Origin of the sequence: Thalassospira lohafexi, assembly GCF_002844275.1 — a bacterium.
Classification (GTDB): domain Bacteria; phylum Pseudomonadota; class Alphaproteobacteria; order Rhodospirillales; family Thalassospiraceae; genus Thalassospira; species Thalassospira lohafexi.
The window spans coordinates 189,109-211,951 of sequence record NZ_NXGX01000002.1 but is presented as its reverse complement, the minus strand read 5'-3'; the positions used below and the strand labels follow the sequence as shown (position 1 = coordinate 211,951).

General features: G+C 54.0%; 26 protein-coding genes and 1 riboswitch. Of the genes, 11 read left to right on the top strand and 15 right to left on the bottom strand.

The window, feature by feature from the left end; all coding sequences use genetic code 11:
- The first annotated feature begins 11 nt into the window (after window positions 1-11).
- Window positions 12-797: a DUF4198 domain-containing protein gene (locus tag COO92_RS04740; RefSeq protein ID WP_101300346.1), complete on the top strand. Its 786-nt coding sequence runs from the start codon at window positions 12-14 to the stop codon at window positions 795-797.
- 70 nt (window positions 798-867) lie between these two features.
- Window positions 868-1,539: a hypothetical protein gene (locus tag COO92_RS04735; RefSeq protein WP_133125044.1), complete on the top strand. Its 672-nt coding sequence runs from the start codon at window positions 868-870 to the stop codon at window positions 1,537-1,539.
- 6 nt (window positions 1,540-1,545) lie between these two features.
- Here COO92_RS04735 and COO92_RS04730 read toward each other — a convergent pair whose 3' ends face one another.
- The 6 genes from COO92_RS04730 to COO92_RS04705 are packed head-to-tail and all read right to left on the bottom strand — an operon-like array spanning window position 1,546 to window position 6,652.
- Window positions 1,546-2,994, bottom strand: coding sequence for an MFS transporter (locus tag COO92_RS04730; protein WP_240626330.1), 1,449 nt, complete (start codon window positions 2,992-2,994; stop codon window positions 1,546-1,548).
- A gap of 22 nt (window positions 2,995-3,016) precedes the next feature.
- Window positions 3,017-3,751 carry an energy-coupling factor ABC transporter ATP-binding protein gene (locus COO92_RS04725; protein ID WP_101300340.1) on the bottom strand — a complete coding sequence of 245 codons (735 nt, stop codon included), beginning with the start codon at window positions 3,749-3,751 and terminating at the stop codon, window positions 3,017-3,019.
- Window positions 3,735-4,532 (bottom strand): cobalt ECF transporter T component CbiQ, encoded by a 798-nt coding sequence (gene cbiQ / locus COO92_RS04720; protein ID WP_101300338.1) that lies wholly within the window; start codon window positions 4,530-4,532, stop codon window positions 3,735-3,737. Before cbiQ ends, COO92_RS04725 begins: the two co-directional genes overlap by 17 nt.
- Window positions 4,529-5,143, bottom strand: a complete 615-nt coding sequence (locus COO92_RS04715) for a cobalt ABC transporter permease (protein ID WP_240626329.1) — start codon at window positions 5,141-5,143, stop codon at window positions 4,529-4,531. Before COO92_RS04715 ends, cbiQ begins: the two co-directional genes overlap by 4 nt.
- Complete coding sequence (gene cbiM / locus COO92_RS04710) at window positions 5,136-5,837, bottom strand: cobalt transporter CbiM (RefSeq protein WP_101300337.1); 702 nt, start codon at window positions 5,835-5,837, stop codon at window positions 5,136-5,138. Before cbiM ends, COO92_RS04715 begins: the two co-directional genes overlap by 8 nt.
- A 17-nt stretch (window positions 5,838-5,854) precedes the next feature.
- Window positions 5,855-6,652, bottom strand: a complete 798-nt coding sequence (locus COO92_RS04705; RefSeq protein WP_101300335.1) for a DUF4198 domain-containing protein — start codon at window positions 6,650-6,652, stop codon at window positions 5,855-5,857.
- Between the two features lie 168 nt (window positions 6,653-6,820).
- A riboswitch (cobalamin riboswitch) is annotated at window positions 6,821-7,026 on the bottom strand.
- 151 nt (window positions 7,027-7,177) lie between these two features.
- On the opposite strand from COO92_RS04705, the gene COO92_RS04700 reads away from it, so the two are divergent.
- Window positions 7,178-7,720 carry a DUF924 family protein gene (locus tag COO92_RS04700; protein ID WP_101300334.1) on the top strand — a complete coding sequence of 181 codons (543 nt, stop codon included), beginning with the start codon at window positions 7,178-7,180 and terminating at the stop codon, window positions 7,718-7,720.
- A gap of 86 nt (window positions 7,721-7,806) precedes the next feature.
- On the opposite strand, the gene COO92_RS04695 is transcribed toward COO92_RS04700, so the two are convergent.
- Both COO92_RS04695 and yaaA read right to left on the bottom strand, forming a co-directional pair.
- Window positions 7,807-8,871, bottom strand: coding sequence for a glycosyl transferase family protein (locus tag COO92_RS04695; RefSeq protein WP_101300332.1), 1,065 nt, complete (start codon window positions 8,869-8,871; stop codon window positions 7,807-7,809).
- Between the two features lie 36 nt (window positions 8,872-8,907).
- Window positions 8,908-9,681, bottom strand: a complete 774-nt coding sequence (gene yaaA / locus COO92_RS04690; RefSeq protein ID WP_101300330.1) for a peroxide stress protein YaaA — start codon at window positions 9,679-9,681, stop codon at window positions 8,908-8,910.
- A gap of 194 nt (window positions 9,682-9,875) precedes the next feature.
- Between yaaA and COO92_RS04685 the strand changes: the two genes are divergently transcribed.
- The gene (locus tag COO92_RS04685) at window positions 9,876-10,196 is read left to right on the top strand and encodes a peptidylprolyl isomerase (protein ID WP_022730731.1); all 321 of its coding nucleotides are present in this window, start codon (window positions 9,876-9,878) and stop codon (window positions 10,194-10,196) included.
- Between the two features lie 78 nt (window positions 10,197-10,274).
- Here COO92_RS04685 and COO92_RS04680 read toward each other — a convergent pair whose 3' ends face one another.
- The 3 genes from COO92_RS04680 to COO92_RS04670 form a co-directional block, all read right to left on the bottom strand.
- Complete coding sequence (locus COO92_RS04680; RefSeq protein ID WP_101300328.1) at window positions 10,275-10,625, bottom strand: DUF1491 family protein; 351 nt, start codon at window positions 10,623-10,625, stop codon at window positions 10,275-10,277.
- Complete coding sequence (locus tag COO92_RS04675; RefSeq protein ID WP_240626328.1) at window positions 10,626-11,420, bottom strand: peptidoglycan DD-metalloendopeptidase family protein; 795 nt, start codon at window positions 11,418-11,420, stop codon at window positions 10,626-10,628. It abuts the gene before it with no gap.
- Between the two features lie 86 nt (window positions 11,421-11,506).
- The gene (locus COO92_RS04670; protein ID WP_022730728.1) at window positions 11,507-11,992 is read right to left on the bottom strand and encodes a hypothetical protein; all 486 of its coding nucleotides are present in this window, start codon (window positions 11,990-11,992) and stop codon (window positions 11,507-11,509) included.
- A 211-nt stretch (window positions 11,993-12,203) separates the two neighbouring features.
- Here COO92_RS04670 and COO92_RS04665 point away from each other — a divergent pair, with 211 nt between their 5' ends.
- Window positions 12,204-12,881 (top strand): DUF599 domain-containing protein, encoded by a 678-nt coding sequence (locus tag COO92_RS04665; RefSeq protein ID WP_101300327.1) that lies wholly within the window; start codon window positions 12,204-12,206, stop codon window positions 12,879-12,881.
- A gap of 66 nt (window positions 12,882-12,947) precedes the next feature.
- On the opposite strand, the gene COO92_RS04660 is transcribed toward COO92_RS04665, so the two are convergent.
- Window positions 12,948-14,135, bottom strand: a complete 1,188-nt coding sequence (locus COO92_RS04660) for an MFS transporter (RefSeq protein ID WP_101300325.1) — start codon at window positions 14,133-14,135, stop codon at window positions 12,948-12,950.
- A 411-nt stretch (window positions 14,136-14,546) separates the two neighbouring features.
- On the opposite strand from COO92_RS04660, the gene thrS reads away from it, so the two are divergent.
- Entirely contained in the window at window positions 14,547-16,484 is a 1,938-nt protein-coding gene (gene thrS, locus COO92_RS04655) for a threonine--tRNA ligase (RefSeq protein WP_101300323.1), read from the top strand.
- 106 nt (window positions 16,485-16,590) lie between these two features.
- Here the strand turns inward: thrS and COO92_RS04650 are convergent, their stop codons facing one another.
- Window positions 16,591-17,307, bottom strand: a complete 717-nt coding sequence (locus COO92_RS04650) for a DUF4126 domain-containing protein (RefSeq protein WP_101300322.1) — start codon at window positions 17,305-17,307, stop codon at window positions 16,591-16,593.
- 167 nt (window positions 17,308-17,474) lie between these two features.
- Between COO92_RS04650 and COO92_RS04645 the strand changes: the two genes are divergently transcribed.
- Together COO92_RS04645 and COO92_RS04640 are read left to right on the top strand one after the other, a co-directional pair.
- Window positions 17,475-17,909: a tetratricopeptide repeat protein gene (locus tag COO92_RS04645; RefSeq protein ID WP_240626327.1), complete on the top strand. Its 435-nt coding sequence runs from the start codon at window positions 17,475-17,477 to the stop codon at window positions 17,907-17,909.
- Window positions 17,910-18,033: 124 nt separating this feature from the next.
- The gene (locus COO92_RS04640; protein WP_101300318.1) at window positions 18,034-18,420 is read left to right on the top strand and encodes a hypothetical protein; all 387 of its coding nucleotides are present in this window, start codon (window positions 18,034-18,036) and stop codon (window positions 18,418-18,420) included.
- Between the two features lie 14 nt (window positions 18,421-18,434).
- On the opposite strand, the gene COO92_RS22035 is transcribed toward COO92_RS04640, so the two are convergent.
- The gene (locus COO92_RS22035; protein ID WP_165792281.1) at window positions 18,435-18,773 is read right to left on the bottom strand and encodes a hypothetical protein; all 339 of its coding nucleotides are present in this window, start codon (window positions 18,771-18,773) and stop codon (window positions 18,435-18,437) included.
- A gap of 4 nt (window positions 18,774-18,777) precedes the next feature.
- On the opposite strand from COO92_RS22035, the gene COO92_RS04635 reads away from it, so the two are divergent.
- A complete protein-coding gene (locus tag COO92_RS04635; protein WP_165792280.1) occupies window positions 18,778-20,052 on the top strand; it encodes an SPOR domain-containing protein in 1,275 nt (424 codons plus the stop codon).
- A gap of 66 nt (window positions 20,053-20,118) precedes the next feature.
- Here the strand turns inward: COO92_RS04635 and COO92_RS04630 are convergent, their stop codons facing one another.
- The gene (locus tag COO92_RS04630) at window positions 20,119-20,442 is read right to left on the bottom strand and encodes a hypothetical protein (protein ID WP_101300315.1); all 324 of its coding nucleotides are present in this window, start codon (window positions 20,440-20,442) and stop codon (window positions 20,119-20,121) included.
- Between the two features lie 175 nt (window positions 20,443-20,617).
- On the opposite strand from COO92_RS04630, the gene msrA reads away from it, so the two are divergent.
- Both msrA and COO92_RS04620 read left to right on the top strand, forming a co-directional pair.
- Window positions 20,618-21,262, top strand: coding sequence for a peptide-methionine (S)-S-oxide reductase MsrA (gene msrA, locus COO92_RS04625; RefSeq protein WP_101300313.1), 645 nt, complete (start codon window positions 20,618-20,620; stop codon window positions 21,260-21,262).
- A 224-nt stretch (window positions 21,263-21,486) separates the two neighbouring features.
- The gene (locus COO92_RS04620; RefSeq protein ID WP_165792279.1) at window positions 21,487-22,827 is read left to right on the top strand and encodes a diguanylate cyclase; all 1,341 of its coding nucleotides are present in this window, start codon (window positions 21,487-21,489) and stop codon (window positions 22,825-22,827) included.
- The last annotated feature ends 16 nt before the right edge of the window (window positions 22,828-22,843 follow it).

Here is a 22,843-nt window from a genome sequence, read left to right as displayed (position 1 = left end):
AGGATTGCACAATGTCCCTGCCCAGCGGCTTTTTACCCAAACTTGCCCTTACTCTGGCCTTGAGTACCGCCGTCGTTGGCACGGCGCAGGCGCATTTTCAGAAAATGATCCCGTCGGCCAATGTGGTCGATCAGGACAGCGGGACGCAGGTGACATTTGATCTGACCTTCACCCATCCGATGACCAATGGCCCGGCGATGGAAATGTTCACACCGTTGCAGTTTGGTGTGCAGCACAATGGGGAAAAAACCGACCTTATGTCGTCGCTGACCGCCAAGACGGTGGATGGCAAGGGCGCATTTGACGCCAAGACGACTATTAAGGCACCGGGGGGGTACGCCTTTTACCTTGAGCCGGTTCCTTACTTTGAGCCAGCAGAAGGCAAATACATCATTCAATATACCAAGACCGTCATTGATGCCTTTGACGCAGGCGAAGACTGGGACCAGATGGTCGGTTTTCCGGTCGAGATCGAACCGCTGACCCGGCCGTATGGCATTTGGACCGGCAATGTGTTTTCCGGAATGGTGCGCCACAATGGCGCCCCCGTCCCGTTTGCCGAGGTCGAAGTTGAATATGCCAATGACGGCAGTGTCACCTTGCCCAATGCGACATTTGCCACACAGGTGATTAAGGCTGATGCCAACGGCATTTTCCATTACGCCATGCCAAAGGATGGCTGGTGGGTGTTTGCCGCATTGATCGAAGACGGCACGATGGCCGCCCCCAACAGCGATGAACAAGTTCCTGTCGAGCGTGGTGGTGTGATCTGGGTGAAAACCGACGCAATGAACTGATTGGCGTGAAATGCGGGCAGGTTCCTGCCCGCCATTTTCCGTTGCGACATCCATAAAACAGGCAATCCCGATGACCTCACCCTATCGCAAATTCTTAAGTCTCCTGACCTTGCTGCTTGTTCTGCCGGTTGGCGTGGCACAGGCGCATAACTTAAATGTCTTTGCGATCAGCGACGGCGAAGTGATTGAGGGATATGTCTATTTTACCGGCGGCACGCGGGCGCGCAATGCGACCGTGACGCTAAAGGATGGTTCTGACACCGCCCTTTTGACGACCACAGCCGACACTGATGGCGGTTTTGCCCTGCGCGTCAGCCACCGGGCCGATTATGCCGTTTTCGCCGATACAGGGGATGGGCATATCGCAAGTTTTGCACTGCCCAAAACCGAGTTTTTAGAAACCCTGCCCGAGGCAAAAGATGGCGACGCCATCACGGTTAGCGCCCTGCATGACGCGGCACCCTTGACCGATACCACCCCCACGGCTTCGCCTGCCCGCGCAGATGACGACACCAATGCCGTTGCGGGTAATGGCAATGTCGGTATCAAGGGGCTGTCTGAGGATGATTTGACAGCCCTGATCAACCGGGCGGTTGCGCGGCAGGTCGGGCCGTTGCGCACCGAGATCAATGCCTATCGCAATGATGTCCGCATGTCCGACATTCTGGGCGGGATCGGCATTATCATCGGGATTTTCGGTGTCGGCGCCTGGGTGGTTGCGCGCCGTCAGCGCAAGGCATAAGCGTTACTAGACCTGTTCGCCACTTTCGACCGGCCAGCGGCTGTGGTGGCTGTCGATCACAAAGCGATGCTTGTGCGTGACCGGCGGGTGGAAGTGTTCGTGGCGATGGCGTTCATCATCGTCAGAATGCGCATGAGTATGATCATTGGCATCAACCGCATCGGTTTGCGTTCCCGGGTGTGCATGCGTGTGGTGCGGGTCATGATGGTCATGGGGATGGTCATGCCAAAACCCCGGATGGCTGTGATGAATTTCCAGCGGATCCTTGCGCGGCCAGACTGAAACGGCCAACCCGACCCCCAGCAACGCCATGCTGCCCGACGCCAGAAAGGCAACGGACAAATCAACCAAGCCGCCCAGCCAGCCGACCATGGCATAGGCTACCAACCAGCCACCATGCGACAGCGCAAAGTTTGCCGCAAAGAACGCCGATTTATCGCCGACTGCGGCGGAACGTTGCACCAGCCTGCCGCCGGGTGTTTGAGCAAATGTTGTCCCTGCCCCGGCAATGGCCCACAGAACGGCATAGAAAACCGCACTGCCAAAGCCGAGCATCATGTTGATGCCCCCAACCAGCATCGCCCCGGCGGCAAACACGATCCCAGATAACATCAATCTGCGTTCGCCAAGCTGGTCAATCACCTTGGGGATCAGGAAGGCGGCACACATCGACCCCGCCCCGGCACAGCCAAGAAACACCGTTGTCATGATTTCGCTGCCGCCCAGCACAGATCGGGTCAAAACAACGGTGTTGACGATGATCATTGCACCGACGCATGACACCGCAAAATAGACCGCAAGCAATCCCCGCAGGCGCGGTGTTTTAAGATAGGCCACCAAGCCAAACAGCGTGTTTTCGTAAAACCCGCCGACCCGGTCTGTCTGAGCCGCAGCGGGGATGTTAGCGCTAACAATCAGGATGGCGGAGACAACAAAGGTCAGGCAATTGACGATAAACAGGCTGTCAAATTGCCAGACAAACAGTAAGGCGGCGGCGACTGCCGGACTGGCAAGGTTTTCAAGGTCATAGGCAAACCGGGCATAGGACAGCCCCTTGGTATATGTTTTTTCGTCATCAAGTATTTCGGGGATGATGGCCTGAAACACCGGTGTAAACCCGGCCGATGCCGCGTTGATGACAAACACCAGAACGAAAATCTGCCAGATTTGGTCAACGAACGGCAGACAGAGAACGATTGCGGCGCGCAGCACATCCAAACCGACCAGCCACGCCCGGCGCGGCACCCGATGGGCAATACCGCCCGCGACCGGCGCAATCAGCAGATACGCCACCATTTTAAGCGCCAGAACAGAGCCCAGAACAAGCCCGGCGTCCTCCCCGGCAAGATCAAATGCCAGAAGTGACAGTGCAACTGTGGTGAGGCCCGTCCCAACCAAGGACGTGATCTGTGCGCCAAACAAATGGCGAAAGGCAGAAACGGAAAATGGCGACATGGATGAAACCATTCATCAAAACTTACTGAGCGGCAGATGCGCTGGCATTGGCATTGGCGTTGACTGCGTCGCGTCCACGATCAGCGGCACTGCATTTTGGGGCAGAACGATCTGATAGCTTACCGCCGCGCAGTTCAAGTGTCCGGGTGGCGAGTTTGCGGCGGAAATGCGGGTCGTGTGATATCAGGATCATGGCCTGCGGCAGGTCGCGCAGGATTTCTTCAAGCCGTTCGAGGTTTTCTTCGTCCAGCGCATTGGTTGGCTCGTCGAGCAACAACACATCGGGGCGCATGGCCAAAACAGCCGCCACCGACACCAGCCGTTTTTCCCCACCGGATAATTCATGGGTGATGCGTTCGCGCAAATGACGCAGATGCAGTTGATCAAGCACCTCATCAACAATCGCCAGTGCCTCATCGCGGCTGGCGCCAAGGTTGAGCGGACCAAAGGCGATGTCTTCGACCACAGTCGGACAGAATAGCTGATCATCGGGGTCCTGCACAATGAACCCAACCCGACAGCGCAGATCATGAAAATCGGCTTCCTGAACACGCGGCTGACCAAATGCCGATATCCGACCATGATGCGGTTTGATCAGGCCGACCAGAATGCGCAAAAGCGTGCTTTTCCCTGCCCCGTTCGGACCGGTGATGAAAAGTCGTTCTCCGGCATCAAGGGTCAGACTGACACGATCCAGCACCTTTTGCCCGGACCGATAGCCGTACGAAATATCGTTGAGTTCAATAAGCGAAGACATACATTCGATCCAACAGGACAAGTGCGCCAATCATGACGCCAAAACCAACGGCCAGCATGCCGTCACGGACCTTGAATTCCAAATGATCAATCATCGGGAAATGGCCACTAAAGCCACGGCATTTCATGGCCTCAAGCACGCGTTCGGCCCGTTCAAGGGAGCGGACAAGCAACATGCCGAAAAGATAGCCAATCGAGCGGTAGGTATGGAATGTGTTGCGCGCCCGAAACCCGCGCAGCTTCATCGCCATGCGCAAACGGTGATATTCGTCATGCAGCACAGAGATGTAGCGCACCGTAAACATCATCAGATGCACCAGTGCCGCCGGGCATTTCAAGCGATACAGGGTATGCCCCAATGCCACCGGCGACAGGCCAGACAGCAGGCTTAGCATCATCAGGACAACCGCATTGGCCCGCACACCGATCAAAACCGCATGCATCAGGCCTTCTTTGCTGGCATCCGCCCCCAACAGCGAAAACATCGGTGTGCCGGGTGTTGTAAAGGGCAACATCACCAGCATCACGATGATAAAGCCGTCCATCGCCGCCATGCGTTTTAAGGTCAAGCGCAGGGGAAGATCGGTCAGAAACACAGTCCCGAGGGCCAGCAGAAATGCGCCAAAGGCAAATTCAACCTGATGTAAGGCCACCACCATCACAGCAAACAGGCCTGCCGTCGCCACGCGCACACGCGGATCAAATGATCCGACAAACGACGGCGCAGTGCCGCCGCTTGCCTGTACGCCCAATGGCTGGTCATGCCCGAAAAGATGGCTCATGCTTGTTTATCTTTGGCTCTCAGACGGCGTGCTGCGATGTAATAGGCAATTCCGAAGAACCCGAATATATAGCCAATCCCGCCAAGAATCGATTGAAAGTCATTCTTTTCCTTATAGGCGGTAATTTCGCGGCGTAGCGGACGCAACTCATCGCGCACGATGGCCGCAATCAAGACTTCCTGTTCCTGAGTGACTGCGACATTCCCGGAGGCCGTATTGGGACTGTCCCCGGTGCCCTTGGCCGTTACACCCGTGGTTGGCGCAAGCTGATCGCCCGTTAGAACCGATGACAATTCGGAAATATCAAAGGTGGTCTTGGCAATATGGCCCGCACCAAGATCGGCGCGAAAGACATGGTTGACCTGGCTTGTCGGCGTATAGGTGAAAAAGCCGTCACTGTCGGTTTTGGTCTGACCAAGTTTATTGCCCTGTTCGTCGAACACCTCAACCACTGTGTCGGCGGCCATGTCGCCATTGGAAAAGCCAATTTCACCTTCGATATCGGTGCCACTGGCAAAAACAGACGCGATCACCTTATGGGCCTGTGCCTGTCCGGTTGCGGCAGCCAAAAAGAGCACCGTAACGGCCAGCACGGATAGAGATTTAGCCATTATTGGCCTCGCTCGTCGCCGGTGTCACTTGTGCAGTTTGCCCAGTGGTCATTGGGTACGGCGCATCATCATAGGCCCGATCATAAGCAGAGTCAGAAGCCCGCATCAGTTCCGGCTTTACCTTGCAAATCAGGTAAATGGCAGCGGCTGAAATCAGGCCTTCGATGATCATGATCGGGATATGGGCAAAGAACACAAGCTTCGCGGCGGCTACGAAACCCTCGCCACTGAGCCCCAATGAGATCGCCACAAAGACGGTCGTTACCGCGATCGAAGACGCCCCGGCAATCCCGCCCCAAATGGCGGCGGTTGTCGGTGAACTTCGTGTTACCAAACCGCGAAACGTCAACCCGATCAGTACCGCAGGCAGTGCAATATTGACGGTATTGACGCCGAGAACCGTCAAACCGCCAAAGCCAAAGAAGACCGCCTGCAACAACAAGCCAACAAACAAGGCAGGAAACGCGGTCCAGCCCAGCACAAGCCCGGCCAGACCGCTCATGATCAAATGCACACTGCTTGGACCAACCGGCACATGAATAAGGGATGCGACAAAGAAGGTTGCCGACAGCACGCCGGTTGCTGGAATTTTATCAATCGGCAGTTTTCGCAGGCCAAGACCGAGGCCCGCAACGGCAAGAACACCCCCGCCAATCAAAACTTCAGGAGCCAGTGCCCCGTCAACGATATGCATCTAATTTTTCCCTACACCTATTTCACATCATAGGCGCGAACCCACAGGACTGCATCCTGCGAAAGTTCTTTATCCTGATATTCTTTATCAGGACCACTGCCCAGCGCGGCAAATCCCCAAAAACCGGCCTTGGGAACGCCGAACGTGAAATACCCATTGTCATCGGAAATGGCGACAATCGCCCCGCCCGGCATCGGAGATGCGGTTGGTTCTTGCGGTTGGTTGTTGGCCATATCGGGTTCAGCAGCCATATATTCGATTTCAATCTCGACCCCGGCGGCAGGTTTGCCTTCGGACAAAACACGGCCGGTGAAGGTTGAGCCCGCGACAATGTTGGTCGGACGGTTGAGCGGCAGAATTTCGGTTTTCAGGCCTTGCGCATCCATCCAGTCGGTCGGGATTTCATTGCGGTTGACGTAGGATTTGGTGATCTGCTGGATATAGATATCCTCGCTTTCCTCATAGTATGGCTCGGGCACCACCACCATGACGTAATCGCCACTGCGTTTAAGCGTCAGTGTGCCGTCATATGCCGCAGCACTGTTTTCAGATCCCTTGAAGGTCATTGGGGAAAGCGTTGATTTTAAATCAATCTTTTCACCGCGATGCACCGCATAAAACTCAAGCGGTTCGCCCATATCCATGACATGGCCGTTTTCAAACGGGTGCCAGAAAATCAGTTTGACGGCGTGATCACCGGCTTTGGTGATGTTTACTTCCGGCGTATAGGCCAACTGGAAATGCGCCTGCGCAGAGCCAGAAGCCAGTAAAGTACAGACTGCTGCGACAGCAAGCCTTAAAGGCGTTTTCAACATGGTATCGTCTCTTCCAAAAACGATGTGCGTAAGGCAAATACCAACGCACAGGGTTAGGACAAGAACGATAGGATGGCTGGAAGCAGATGTCCGGATCGATAAAGAAACCGCATTTTCCCTGCAACCTGACGCTCACCCCGGCGTCCAACAGTTTCACATCAACCAATGTGTGGCTGATGGTCCAAGGCAGGTCTCCTGGCTCGCGGTTTTCAGAACATTACGCCTTCCCGGTCATCACCAGTGGCATGTGTAACGCTCAAGACCGCTTACAGTTGCGGGGGCAGCCGTGGCATTGCTTAAGGGACTTTCCCAAAACGCACCACGTTCCCTTTTAAGCCGATCGTTAAGATCGACACCCAAGACATCGTCATAATCCATCGGCGGTGATGGGGTGTCAACCATTACAATTCATACTTTTAAATATTTCGTCATACGTCCGCAGAAAACTCGACGTTACGCGCCTGCCCCCCTAAGATCAGCCAAACTTCAACACCCAAAATCTCAAGAATAAGGGGCGGATGCGTTATGACACCTGAAACAGTTCTGGTTTTCTGGTTCAAGGAACTTGATCAGAAGCAGTGGTTCGAGAAGGACCTTGCGCTTGACCGTCATATTACCGAACGGTTTGCCGATTTTCATGCGGCGGCCAGTGCGGGGGAATTTTATCGCTGGCGTAAAACCGCCCATGGGCGTCTGGCGGAAATCATTGTGCTTGATCAGTTTTCACGCAACATGTTTCGCGACAGTCCTGCATCCTTTGCCACTGATACACTTGCCCTTGTTCTGGCACAGGAAGCGATTGCCGCAGGGGCAGACAAGAAGATTGTAAAACCCGAGGAACGGGCATTCTTGTATATGCCCTATATGCACTCGGAATCCGAGGCAATGCATGACATTGCGATGGAACTGTTTGATCAGCCCGGCCTTGAAAACAACCTGAAATTTGAAATCAAGCATAAGCAGATCATTGACCGTTTTGGTCGCTACCCGCACCGCAATGATATTCTGGGCCGGACGTCAACAGATGACGAACTGGCGTTTCTTAAAGAACCGAACTCTTCGTTCTGAGCATGAAAAAAGGGACGGCAACCGTCCCTTTTTTTGATTTCTTTCTGGTGCCGTGCGTGACGACATAAGGGTCAGATCAAAACGCCCTATCCGACATTTTTGTCGCGCGCATCCCACCAGCCATCAATCAGCGTTTCGGCCTCGTCGATATAATCGGCCTTACCGGCAAGGAACGCGCCCATGGCGGCACTGCCCTTGATCCGTGCAATCGCAGGCGCATCATCGACATCGCCCCGCCAGACATCGAAAAAATGCTTCAAGGTTACCGGGCTTTGTTCTTCGATGTCTTTTTCGGTCCGGGGCAGCAAGGCAGGCCAGCGCACATCACCGAGTTCGCCATTATCGAGCATACGCAAATCGACATGTTTGAACGGGGTGCGTTCGGCCTCCCCGCCACCGCCCTTGATCACGCCAATACGCGGCAGATCAAGCAGTTTTCCGGTTTCACGATGGACATCCAGAAATGCCGGGTGAAACACGCCAAGGAATGCGGCGCGTGCCTGCAGCGGGTTTAACAGACGCAACAAGGTGTTAACCGGGCTGCGCAACCCCAACAGCGGCCGCAGACCAATCAGTTCCTGCAATTTCGGATGCATGTGGCGCAGCGGAAGATAGGCAAACCCTTGTGATGCAATGTCAGACCGGGCTTCTTCGGCAGACATCGCCACCGGCAATTTAAGTGCCTTGACCGCTGTTTCTGTGCCGACACCATTCACAAGATGCGAATTATAGCCATGCATCAGAACCGGCACGCCGTTTTTCGACAAAAGAAGTGCGGAAAGAACAAACCACGGCAAGCCACGCGACCGACCCGCCGCATAGGACGGCCAATCCAGCATGGGACGGCCTTCTGCCTCGGCTTCGGGGCCATCGTCGGTATCAAGGCGTGCGGCCTTGCGCACGGCTTCAATCATCCCGGCCAGCTCGTCGGGGGTTTCAGCCCGATACCGCAGCATCAGTAAAAACGCGCCAAGCTGGATCGGTTCGACCTCGTCGCGCAGGATCATTGAAAAGGCGTCAAACGCCTCTTCGCGGGTCAGGCTGCGTGAGCGGCCCGGCCCGCGGAAGAAAGTCCGCAAATAGCCAGAGAACGGGTGTGCCTCGGGCAAGTGGTTTTCTTCCTCGAGCTGTTCAAGATGCTCGTCGGTCATTTCTGTCACCGAATTTGTTGCCAGTCTTGTTTGTTATCAGTAGTGAACGCGGGTAAAGACCCACTCGGTTTCTGTCGAAAGATCATCCTGATAGCCATAGCCATCTACCGCGAACTTCTTAAGACCTTCGGGGGTCTCAAGGCGATTATCGATCATAAAGCGCGCCATCATACCGCGTGCACGCTTGGCCGAAAACCCAATAACCTTGGCAACCCCGGCTTTGACCTCTTTGAAGACCGGGGTAATGACCGGGCCTTCAAGGGTTTGGGTCTTGACCGACTTGAAATATTCGTTCGATGCCAGATTGATCAGGCTGCGGTCTTTGTGGCCATCGGTCAGGCGGTTAATCTCATGGGCAATTTTATCGCCCCAGAAGGCATACAGGTCTTTGCCGCGTGCGTTGGCAAGCTTTGTACCCATTTCAAGCCGGTAGGGCTGCATCAAATCACGCGGTTTCAGCAGGCCATAGAGCCCCGAAAGCATGCGAAAATGATCTTCGGCCCAATCGATATCCTTGGCCTTCATGGTATCGGCATCAAGCCCGATATAGGTATCACCGCGAAATGCGAACACCGCCGGTTTGGCATTGGTCCGATCAAAAGGCCGTGAGAAATGGGCAAAGCGCTGATAGTTGAGGTCAGCCAGATTTTCACTGATTCCCATCAGCTTCATCAAATCGCGACGGCTTTTTTTGCGAGCAACTTCAATAAGCTCCTCGGTGTCATCGAGAAACACAGGTTGGGAAACAGCCATTTCTGGCGCATCTGTTTCGAAATCCAGTTTCTTTGCCGGGGACACAACAGCAAGCATCTATCTGCCTCTTCTCTTTCATCTCTGATCATTTTGTCGTAACAAGCCACAAGGCATGGTCAATGTCTAGGGTTCAAGCTCATGTATAGGCGTATACGGCTGTACATGAATTTGGACCCTGGGCCTTATCCATAATTTCTAATCTTGCATAAAACCCGCCAAACGCAAGCCATTGGCGGATGAAAGGACCCATTATGAGTGAACAAGTTCGCGCGTCGCACATTCTTCTGATGTATGCCGGTTCGGCACGCTCGACCGCCACCCGTACCAAAGAAGAAGCCCTGACTGAAATCAATGGTCTTAAAGATCAGGTTGCCAATGGTGGTGATTTCGCAGAGCTGGCCAAAGCCAATTCCGATTGCCCGTCCGGTCAGCAGGGTGGCGATCTTGGTTTCTTTGGCCGTGGTATGATGGTTCCGGAATTTGATGCGGCGGCCTTCACCATGGATGTTGGTGCGACTTCTGATGTGGTTGAGACCGATTTCGGTTACCACCTGTTGCAGCGCACCGCCTAAGGCGACGCCCCCTACAGAGACGCATTTATAAAGGTCGGCACAATGTTGCCGGCCTTTTATTTTAACCGATTGCGACCCTTAGAAATCGACGATTGGGGCATCAAGTTCGTATTGGCCTTTGTGGTCTTCGACCTCCAGCACCCAGACATCGCGGTCAAAGGCGACCTGTTTGCGCCAGTATTCGTCACAGTTAAATTCGGTTTCGCGGCCCCCCTCCGGGCCGCCGGCGACCTGCATCCAGCCCATATCGCCATCAAGGGTGGTTACGCGCGAATAAACAAAGCAGCCGTTGGCAAAGCGGTTGAGTTTGACCAGTACAGCCCCGGCGTCTTCGTTGCCCATATGGGCGATCATGGCGATGATCGACGATGACTGGCAAATGGCGATTTGACCACGCACCCAAAGGCCTGCTTTTAAACGGGGCTGCATTTACACCCCTTCCCGGCTGGCGGTGACATTTTCGGGCATCTGCAACATCAGGTTCGGGTTCGGGCAGATGTTTGCCCAGATATCCCATTCGGACGGTTTGGCAGCCCCAAAGAAATCGCCTTCGCGGCCGAGCATATCAAAGATGATCTGAAAATGCAGATGCGGGATCCAGTCGCCATTGATCGGGAAATTGCCAAACCGACAGACAAGATCGCCCTTTTTGAAGGCTTTGCCCTTGTGTAATCCGTCAAGCGACTCACGGCTGAGATGACCATAGAGGGTATAGAACCGAATGCCCGGTTCGGGATTATGTTCCAAAATGATGGTCGGGCCGTAATCGAGATGCAGGTTATTGTCGGCAAAGCTGTGGACCACCCCATCAAGCGGAGCAAAGACCGGGGTTTCCGCCGGGGCAAACAGATCAATGCCGAGATGCTGGCTGCGGGCTTCGCCGTCGGTCTTGAATTGATCGGACTGATAACACACGCGGTCTTCGCGGTAACGCCCGATGCCGACCGGCGCATTGGCGTTTGCCAGTTGCTGCCACATGATATCGGTCTGATGGGCCGGGTCGCTGGTGTTGCCAATCACGACATCGCCCTCACTCGAGAAATCATAGACGATTTTTGGGCAGGTTTTCAGATCACATTCCATCACCGCACCAAAATCATCGGCATGATCGGCAATCCATTGGCGCAGGCGTTCTGCATCGGGCATGGCTTCCTGACCGCTTGCATGACGATCAAGATAGGATTGAAAACGTTTGGTCGCATCTATTGGCATTTGGGCGGTCACGCGCGTGGCTCCAAAACAGAAAAAGGCGGGGTGTTACAGCCCCGCCTTTTGCCTACATATATTTCGCCGTAACGGCAAGCCATTGGTTACCAGTTGGTGACTTCATATTCGCACGACACATCGTCATCGTCGGTGTCGGTCAGTGCGACCGTCAAACGGCGCATCTGCGGGTTGAAGCGTTTGATGAAGTTCAGCAACAGCAGGGCTTCTTCGGACAGCTCGCCAGCGTCTTCGTCATCTGCGTCAAGGTCGCACAGCTCAACCAGTTCAAGGAACAGCGCACCAAGGGCACGTTTGACGTCTTCGCCGCCCTTAAGCCCGCCGGTCAATTCACCGAGTGGGGACAGGTCGAGTTCAAGTTTGCGCAGATCGCGGCTCATCTGGTTGATGGCATCTTCGTCGAGCACCATTTCAGCGGCAATCATATGCGTGCCGACTTCGTTGATGTTCATAAAGCCGACAAACTCGAACAGATCGTCCTTGGTGCGTCCGTCTTTCAGCAGTTTTTCGGTATGAGATTCGAAATCATCGAAATCAATGTCTTCGCCAAGATCGTTCTCGAGTTCGCTCATGTCACTCTCCAATGAAAATTTGCGCTGCTGATACTCTGAATTGCGGCAAAACTCAACCCGAACTGGTGATATGACCATCAGCTATGCATAGGGAACATCCCGACGATATGGCCCTTACCCCAAGCATTGCCAAAGAAGATTGCGAAGAATGCCGACATGTCAGTAGGATATAGGCCAATATGCGCCAAACATCCTTTTGCATGGATCAGATATGCCCGAATTTACCGTTCTTGATGTTGTTGCGATTTGCTGGGCATTTGCCTGGTGGATTGGCTATACGATCTTTGCCGATGCGGGCCCGCGCAGGCGCAATTCCATTTCGGCCCATATGGCGCGCAATCGCCATCGCTGGATGGAGCAGATGCTCCAACGCGACATTCGCATGGTCGATACATCGATTGCCGGCAACCTGATTACGGGCATCAGCTTTTTCTCATCGACGACCATTCTGGTTCTGATCGGTCTGGTCGCCTTGCTTGGCTATACGCAAAAGGCGATTGAAACCGTCGCCACCCTGCCCTTTGCTGCGGTCACCACGCCGGGGGTTTGGGAATGCAAGGTGGTGCTGCTGGTGGTGATCTTTATCTATGCGTTCTTTAAGTTCACATGGGCGTTTCGATTGTCGAATTATTGTTCGATCCTGATTGGGGCGGCACCGGACCCAAGCGACCCGGATGCCGCGCGCGCCGCCGCCCGGGCCGCACGCATGAGCATGATGTCGGCCCATAATTTCAATCGCGGCATTCGCGCCTATTTCTTCGCACTGTCCGCCCTGGCATGGTTTTACCATCCGGTGGCGTTTATCGTCTGTGCCGCGTGGGTGACACTTGTGCTGTATAACCGTGAATTCCGGTCCCATGCGCTTGAGATTCTGACCGGGCATCATTGATCGGGCTTCTGAACGCACAAAGGGCCGCTGATGCGGCCCTTTGTCGTTTGATTGTGCTTTTAAAGTTCAAGCCATCTGTCTGGGGCGGCGCAGCGCATAGACCGACACCACGAGCAAAACCAGACCAACCGGCAAGGCCGCACTATAGAGCAAGGTGATCCAGCCAGATGCGGCATAGATCGTGCCTGCCGACAACGAGCCGATGGCAACCGTGCCAAATACGACAAATTCGTTGATGGCCTGCACGCGGGCCTGTTCGGACGGACGATAGTTTTCCGTCAGGAAGGTCGTGGCCCCGACAAACATGAAGTTCCACGCAACCCCAAGGATCACCAATGACACCCAGAAGTTGGCAAGCAGATCCTCACCGGACAAAGCAACCGCCAGACAGACGAAATTCAAGATCGCCCCGGTCTGAATGACTTTAAGTGCGCCAAAGCGTTTGATCAGATTGCCGGTAAAGAAGCCCGGCGCATACATGCCGACCACATGCCACTGAATGATAAAGGCGGCATCGCCAAACACGTAATCACAATCAAGGATCGCAAGTGGCGTTGCGGTCATAACAAAGCTCATCACGGCATAGCCCAGCGCACCGGCAAAAATGGCGATGATGATTGCCGGTTGGCCCAGAACGGTTTTAAGCGCGCGGGCCGGTTCGACATGTTTGACACCGCGCGCATCAGGAAGACGCAATTGCCCAATGGCAATGATTAATAAGACCTGCAATCCGATCAGGGCGACAAAGGTGCCAAGGAAGGGTACGGTTTCAAACCAGTCACGGGCAAAACTTGCCAAATTGGGGCCGATAAAGGCGGATGCCAACCCACCGAGCATGGTGTAGGAAATGGCGCGCGCGCGAAATTCCGGCGGGGCCGCCTCAGCCGCAGCAAACCGGTACTGCATGGCAATGGCGTTGCCAGCACCGATGCAGGCGCAAGCCACACACAAAAGCCAGAAGTTGCTGTAATACACCGCCCCCATGCCAGACAGCGCGCCCAGCATGGCGATGCCTGAGCCCATCCAGAACCCGAAACGACGGCCAAATTTGGCCATCACCATGGCCGAAGGTGCGGTCATGGCCATCATGGCAATCATCATGAAGGCAATCGGCAGGGTCGAAAGCGACTTATCGGTGGCAAGCGAATAGCCGATGACGGCGGCAACCGTAAAAATCAGGGACATCGCACTGGCAGACAGTGCGACGCATAAGCTCAAGAACATAATGTTCCGGCGAACTTCCGGGCTGGACATGTGGGGCTCCCTTCTGGCGGTGGTGACGCGCCGTTATTTGGTTTTGTAACACAGACATGAACATTCGGGTAAAGGCCATAACTGGCAATGGCTTGTCATCGACATTGCAGGTCGCAGGCTATGATACCTTCTATGTTGCCGTGTGCGTTTCACCTGTTATATTGGCTGATCACGAAACGGGAAAGCATCAATGAACGGCCATGCCGACAAAAAGTTGATCTTTAAGGTAACTCCTGCGCGCTGCAATGGTGTCGCGGCGTTTTGTGCTGCCCCGAATGTCGCTTTTTTCAAAGAGCGAACTTGACCTCATCCTGAAATTCCTTTTCTTGTGCGTTGCGCCCGCGTAAACATGCGGGTTCGAAATGTGCATTTCACTTGTGTGCCCGCAGATAAAACAGAGTTGAGCCAACCATGATTGCCCTGACCCTTCCCGATGGCGCCGTACGCGAATTCGACGGTCCCGTATCGGGTTTCGATGTCGCAAAAAGCATCAGTTCTTCACTGGCAAAGAAATCCTTTGCCATCATCGTCAACGGCGAAGTGCGCGACCTTGCGCGTGAGATTGACACCGATGCGACCATCGAAATCGTGACCAAGGGGCATCAAGAGGTTCTGCCCCTGATCCGTCACGATTGCGCGCATGTGATGGCCGAAGCCGTTCAGGAACTTTATCCCGACACGCAGGTCACCATTGGCCCGTCGATTGAAAACGGCTTTTATTACGATTTCGCCCGCGAAACCCCGTTCACGCCCGACGATCTGGTCAAGATCGAAAAGCAGATGCACAAGATCGTTGAACGCAACGAGCCGATCGTGCGTGAAGTCTGGGACCGCAATGAGGCGATCAAGTTCTTCCTTGAAAAAGGTGAGAACTATAAAGCCGAGATCATCCGCGATCTGCCGGAAACCGAGACCATTACCTGTTACCGCCAGGGTGATTTCATCGATCTGTGCCGCGGTCCGCATGCGCCGTCCACGGGTAAAATCGGTAAATCCTTCAAACTGATGAAGGTGGCCGGTGCCTATTGGCGTGGCAATTCGGATAACGCGATGCTTCAGCGCATCTATGGGACGTGCTGGGAAAGCAAAGAAGACCTTGATGCCTATCTGCATATGCTTGAAGAAGCCGAGAAGCGCGATCACCGTCGCCTTGGCCGCGAGATGGACCTGTTCCATATGCAGGAAGAAGCCCAAGGGTCGGTTTTCTGGCATGACAAGGGTTTGAAGCTGTATCGCAAGGTTGAAACCTATATCCGGGATCGTCTTGATGATGCCGGGTATCAGGAAGTTCGTACGCCGCAGCTTGTGGATCGTGTGCTTTGGGAAAAATCGGGTCACTGGGAAAAGTTCCGCGAGAACATGTTCACCACCACCCCGGATGAAGATGATCCTGAAAAGGTTCTGGCGCTTAAGCCAATGAACTGCCCGTGCCATGTTCAGATTTTCCGTCTGGGCAGCAAATCGTACCGCGATTTGCCGCTGCGCATGGCGGAATTTGGCTGCTGCCACCGCAATGAGCCATCTGGCGGCCTGCATGGCATCATGCGTGTGCGTCAGTTCATTCAGGATGATGCGCATATCTTCTGTACCGAAGACCAGATTGTCTCGGAAACCAAGATTTTCTGTGACCTCCTGAAATCGGTTTATAAGGATTTCGGTTTTACCGACATTCTTGTCAAATTCTCGGACCGTCCGGAAGTGCGTGCAGGGTCCGACGAGATTTGGGACAAGGCGGAAACCGCTCTTCGTGAAGCCGCGGAAGAAGCTGGTCTTGCGCTTGAGATTAATCCGGGTGAAGGCGCGTTTTACGGGCCGAAACTTGAATTTGTTCTGCGCGATGCGATTGGTCGTGACTGGCAGTGTGGCACGCTTCAGGCGGACTTTGTTCTGCCTGAACGTCTTGATGCATCCTATATGGGTGAAGACGGTGAAAAACACCGTCCGGTCATGCTTCACCGTGCGATCCTTGGATCGCTGGAACGTTTCATCGGCATTTTGATTGAAAACTATGCCGGTCGCCTGCCCTTGTGGCTGTCGCCGGTTCATGCGGTGATCTGCACGATTACCAATGAAGCAGATGACTACGCACATGAAGTCAAAGCCGCCCTTGCGGCCAAGGGGCTGAATGTCGAAGTCGACACCCGCAATGAAAAGATCAACTACAAGGTCCGCGAACATAGCCACGCAAAGATCCCGATGATCCTTGCCCTTGGTAAACGCGAAGCCGAAGAAAAAACCGCATCCGTGCGCCGCATCGGGTTCAAGCATCAGAAAACCTTTGGCATTGATGAGATTGCCGAGGCGATGGCTGCTGAAATTCGTGATCGCGTCATCGAAGCGGATTTCTGATCCCTTCAAGTTGATCAGATAAAAATCAAAAAACCCCGCAGACCAATTGCTTGCGGGGTTTTTCTTTGTCTATTTTAGTTAAGTATCGACCCGGATCATGCGACAGTTACTTTGGATCATGCGGTGGCAATTGGGCATTGTGGCCCGCCCCTGACAGATCAATTTTTCCCGTCTGGTTCATGGTTGGTGCGGATTGATGTGCGCGTGCCTGACTACAGGCTGCCGACGGATGACGGGCATTGCCAAACACATCGCCGATAAAGCGCCAGATTTTTGGCACCAACCAAATCAGCAACAAGACAAACATCGCAAACAAGACAAAGAACACAACCGGATGAAACGCAACCGTATAGAGCGCGCCGAATACGGCGACGTCTTCTGTTACTGATGCAATGGTGTTTGTCACAGGTTCGGGCGATGTGTTGATCGCAGCGCGGCTGCCGGCCTTGGTAAAGTGGCTTCCGGCCGCGACAGTCCCGCCAATCAATAACGTAATCACCGTTTGGACGTCCTCGCCCATACCAGCGTCAAGGCCACTCATGGCACCAGCGGCCAGCAATGCGCCAGCCGGGATGCGGATGAAGGTGTGGATGGCATCCCAGACGCTGTCCACAAACGGGATTTTGTCGGCGATAAACTCGATCAGATAGAACAAAACAGCAAAGCACAGCACCCACCATGACGTCAGGATTTGAAGATCCGGCGGCAGGGTTATGAGGCCGAAATTATCCATCATGCCCAGCACAACAACGGTGCCGTAAAGATTGATTCCACTGGCCCAGGCACCGCCCATTCCCAGTGCAAGTGTCTCGATTACCCCCAAAGAACTTGCCCTTTTAATGTCATGATTTTCACCAACAAGTGACTATGCAAAACTTCCAGTTGTGATAAATCACAAATCTGTTCCGTCCCATCGAACGTATTTACAAACGATAACGACCAATGAAAGGTACGACGATGACCCTTAGTGGTAAAACCCCAAAAATAATCATGACTGTTGCGTTCGCGATGATGTTTGCAAGCCCGATGGCGGCAACCAACGCCTTGGCAATGGGCAACTCGACCTCATGGGGTTCAGGAGACACCGATCTTTCCGCCGTTACCGAACTGGTCGATGGTGGCATGTATGACAAGGCTATCGATACCATCAAGGAAATGTTGAAAGACGATCCTGAGAACGCCGACCTGTTAAACTATCTTGCTTACAGCCAGCGTAAACAGGGCGACTTTGACAGTGCAGCCCAAAACTACGAACGGGCTTTGATGATAGATCCGGAACATGTTGGTGCGCTTGAGTATCAGGGTGAGCTTTTCCTTCAGACCGGAAAGCCCGACATGGCACGCGAAAACCTTGCGCGACTTGAACAGATTTGCGGCATGTCTTGTGATGAATACAAGGAACTGTCGGCGAAAATCGGGAACTGAACAGATCCTGATCCTAAGTCCTGATCGCGAAGATGTGATGACCTATTCGTTAGGATAGCTTTTCATTTTTCTCTGAAAGCGCCATGTAAAGGCCGTTTACGGGACTCTGGAGAACGGTCAAGTTATGTCTGATACCATCATGCGCAAAAGCTATACGGTCGTGTGCGTGCGCACGACCGGACAGCCGATGGAGCTCCAAACGGTCTCAGATTACGCAGCGGCGGTGAATGCCGCCAAAGAAGCCCTGACAAACAGCAAAAACACTGAAGTCCGCGTGGTCGAGAACAAATACGATTCTGCGACCCGTAAGGACAAAAAGCAGATCGTCAAAATCCTGACCCCTGAATCAACCGGATCTGGCGGATCATCGGCCCGTAGAAATACCAAGGGTTCGACAGGTGTATCGCGCGAAGTTGCCAATCAGGCAACCAAAGGCATCGTCTATATCGTGATTGCGGTCACTGTGCTGATACTGCTGGGCGGTATCCTCGTTCCGATTGCGATGCGCTGATTTAAAAGTCGGCTTTATCCCACCATCATCTGATGGCGTTTGACCAATTTCCCTTCATTTTCCGCCTGATTGTTTATCCCACTGAAATTGCGGGATGCTTGACAGTATCTGAAGCGCTTGCGACAGTTGTATTTCCCTGCAAAGGGCAATAAACAGTGCGCATATGCAATTACAGTGATCATCAGGTGAAGTGTGAAAATCAGGTCTGCGACAACCACCTCTAAAGCATCACGAAAACGGGTTTGGTTTACTGCCGCAGCACTTCTGCCGCTTCTGGCGGCTTGCAGCTCATCGGATATGTCGGGATTCTGGTTTGAAAGCGATCCGCAAGCCAGATCAACATCGGCTGACATGCCGATGGAAACACCGCCAAGCGAACGCGCAGCCCTTGATCGGGCGACCTGTGGGCTATTCTTTGATCAGGATCATGTGCGTGATCAAGCGACAGAAACCGCATCGTCAACCGACATGCAGCCAATCTCGCTGGATGCCAGTCCGCAGGACAATCTGCTACAAGCGATATCCTATGACCTTGATGGTCATTACGACAATGCGCGCAAGCTTTATGTCTGGCTTACCGCGTCGTCACCGGATTTGAAGATTGATCTTGATTGCGGTCAGGGTATCCGCCTTTCGGGCAGTGTAAACAGTCTGGCACAGCGTCGCCTTGTTGCCCTTGATCGTAGCAAACCGCAATTTGCCCGGTCGGCTGAAATCGATACTGTGGTCGCCGCCGCCACCGTTGCCCCCGGCCCTGACCTTCCCAATCCGCCACAGGTCGACCGGAACCGTGACTTTTATAAAACGGGCGGCGTGGTCGCCGCCGAGCCGGAAGACCGCGCATCCCCAACACCGCCGATGGAAATGAATGTCAGCGAAAACACGGCACGCCTGACATCTGTTGAGCGCAAAACACCTACAGTCGCACCTGCCCCAGCAACAAGCACCTCGTCGGCGACAGTCAATGCAGCCGCACCGGCGAAGGCGGCATCGAAGGCACCTGTTGCCGTTGTTGCCCCCGTTCCTGTCCTGAAAGAAACGGCAAAACCGGCCCCGAAACCGGGCAGTTCCATGGCCATTGAGGCAATGTCGGCCCCGACCATTGCCGGGGATCAACAGGAAACAACCCATACCGGTGCCGTGGTTGCAACGAACGCGCGCCCCGTTGAACAGGGTGAGCTTGAAATCACTGACAGTGCGCCCGCAACCTCGATGATCGAAGTGCCGATGGCATCCAAGGCGCCAGCGACGGCCAATGATATGCCAGATGTCGCGCCTCAAGCCACGCCGACGCCAAAACCAATACCAGTAGCGACCACGCAGCCGACAACACAAAACGAGCCCATAGTTGCGCCATCGGGGGTTGCGCCATCGGGTCCCTATTACGCGGTGCAGCTTGCAGCGTATCGCACACGTGAGCGCGCGGAATCGTCATGGTCGGTTTTTCAGTCACGATCAAATGGTGTTTTGACCAACGCCCAACATGACGTTTCCACCATCGCAATTGAGGGTCAGGGATTGTTTTTCCGTTTGATCACCGGGCAATACGCAACCAACGATCAGGCCGCTCAGGCATGTACGGCACTTAAAAATCAGGGTGTAGATTGCCTTGTCCGGCGGATAACACCTTAATTGTCTGGTCCGTGTGACGTTGCAGCACATTCAATTGGCGTCAAACCCCTGCCAACGACGGCATACCTAACCTTGCTTGGCGTTGTTTTTGCCGCGCAGGCGCACCAACACATCCGGGCGCGTACGATGACCATGTTTTCGCAAGAAAGATGGCAGCCGCGACACCAGATATTCGACCTTTTGGTTATGGCGATAATGACGCCATCGCATCAACTGGATAAAGCGTCTGGTGCGTTTTGACCCGGCGGCCAGCATCGGAATCCCGGCAGCAATAAAAACCATACCGAAAAATGGTGGCGGCAAGGGCAAAAAGGCAACCCCGATGAGAAGACAGACGACACCGCCGATCATCAAAATCGTTGATTTTAAATGCTTTAGGCGCTGAACCATACAATTCCCTGATGACCGGCCCGATGACGGGCGACAGGTTTACAGCGCAGTATCATCGCCCGGCTTGCCCTTGCCAAAAGAACGTTCAAAGACATTTTACCAACAGGGGAATTGCTATTGCCGTGCTCTGGGTTACATTGCACATCAGAAACCCAAATTTGATCAGGTGACGAAGATGTTTTCCGGCCTTATGTCTGAAAAAGCGAAAATGCCAACTGCCGATACGGCCCTGCCCGGGCGCGACGAGGAAGTTCCTGTTGCAGACCGGCATGTTGTGACCGGAAACCCCATGACAGGCCCGTTTCCCGATGGTCTTGAAGTGGCCGTGTTTGGCATGGGGTGCTTCTGGGGGGCTGAACGGCTTTTCTGGAAGGTTCCCGGCGTTTACACAACGGCCGCAGGATATGCCGGTGGCTATACCAAAAACCCGACATACCGCGAAGTTTGCAGTGGCATGACCGGTCACGCCGAAGTTGTTCTTGTCGTGTTTGATCCGACGGTGGTTTCCTATCCGTCGCTTTTGAAGGTGTTTTGGGAAAACCATAACCCGACCCAAGGCATGCGCCAGGGCAACGACATCGGATCCCAATACCGTTCCGTGATCTATACCATGAATGATGATCAGGCGGAGGCCGCGGAAAGTTCGCGCACGCAGTACCTTGCCGCCCTTGGCAAAGCCGGACTTTCCGAGATTACGACCGAGATTGCCGATGGCCAGACCTTCTATTACGCAGAAGACTTCCATCAGCAGTATCTGGACAAGAATCCGGATGGCTACTGCGGGATTAGCGGAACAGGCGTTTCCTGCCCGGGGATGTAAGAACACAGCCCCCAAACCGATCCACATACGACAATTAGCTACTTGTAATACTCGACCGTAGGTATATTCTTTCGCCGTCATCACGGTGAAAGAATATACCAAACGCTATGCCCGGTCCCTTTTTAGAGAACCGATATTTTGTCGCCCTGCTGATTTTCTGGTGCTTGCTGGGAATTTGGCTGTGCGGTGGTGCCCATGTTGTACTGGGGACCACAGAAACCTTGATGGTTTCTTCGGCATTCCCCTCATCCGTTGTTTTCTTTGTACTGACCGGACTTGGCATGATTGGCCTGCACCTTATCGTGCGCCGCAATGCCCGCGCCCGTGCAAGGTTCTTTGCCCGCCTGCCCGGTCTGGTTTTTCGGATCGACAAAGATGGCCTGATTGAATTTGCCTCCGAACAGGGTCTGGACTGGATTGGGGCCAATCTTGCGACAGACAGTCGTCCCGATCTTCGCGATCACATTCTTGACCATGCATCTCTTATAAACCTTCGGGAAAACGCAATTTCCGCCCAAGGCGACATCACGGTGGCGGAACTTCCGCTTACCACCAAGGAACACGAACAACGCTGGTTGCGGGTTCAGATGCGCGCCCTGCCGCCATATACGTCCGATTGCCAGATTGATTGTATTGTCTGGGATATTACCGAGCTGGTGCGCGAACGCAATTTGCGCCGTGAAAGCCAGACCCGTCTGGAAACCATGGCCAATCTTTCCAATGAAGCTTTGTTTCTTCATGACAGCGGTAAATGCGTTGATGCCAACAATGCGGCGGAACGCATGTTCGGGTATGGGCGCACCGCACTTTTGAACCTTAGTGCGGCGGATATTATTTCATCTGAAACATTGCCAACCGTGACGGACAATATCCAGTCGGGTTATGACAAACCCTATGAGGCGATGGCAAAACGACACGACGGCAGTCAGTTCCCCTGCGAGATCAATGGGCGAAACGTGCTTATTGATGGCAAGACACTTCGCCTGACCAGTTTCCGTGACATTACCGAACGCAGAACCGCCGAAGAACAAATCCGGTTTCAGGCAAATCACGATGCGCTGACGTCGCTTCCCAACAGATATCTGTTTATGGATCGGCTGACATTTGCGATCAAGCTTTCCAAACGTCGACGGGAATGCTTTGCGCTGATGTATATTGATCTGGATGGGTTCAAGACTCTCAATGACACGCGCGGCCATATCATTGGCGACAAAGTCCTGCGGGACGTCGCCGCACGGCTGAGTGCGAAGTTACGCGATGTCGATACGGTTGCGCGCATTGGTGGCGATGAGTTTACCGTCATCCTGTCGGGGTCAGAAACCCCCGAGGATGCCGAAATTGTCGCCAACAAACTGAAAGATGCCCTGACCTCAAGCCCGGTTGACCTTGGCCCGGACGAAGCGCCCTATCTTGTTACAGCATCCATTGGCATATCGCTTTATCCCGATCACGCCGAAACCATTGACGAGCTTATATCGGCGGCTGACAGTGCGATGTATATGGCCAAGAAAAACGGGCGCAATACATTCCGGTTCGCCACCACCAAGCGGTCCGAAAACAGCTAAGCCCGACAGCCGGCCT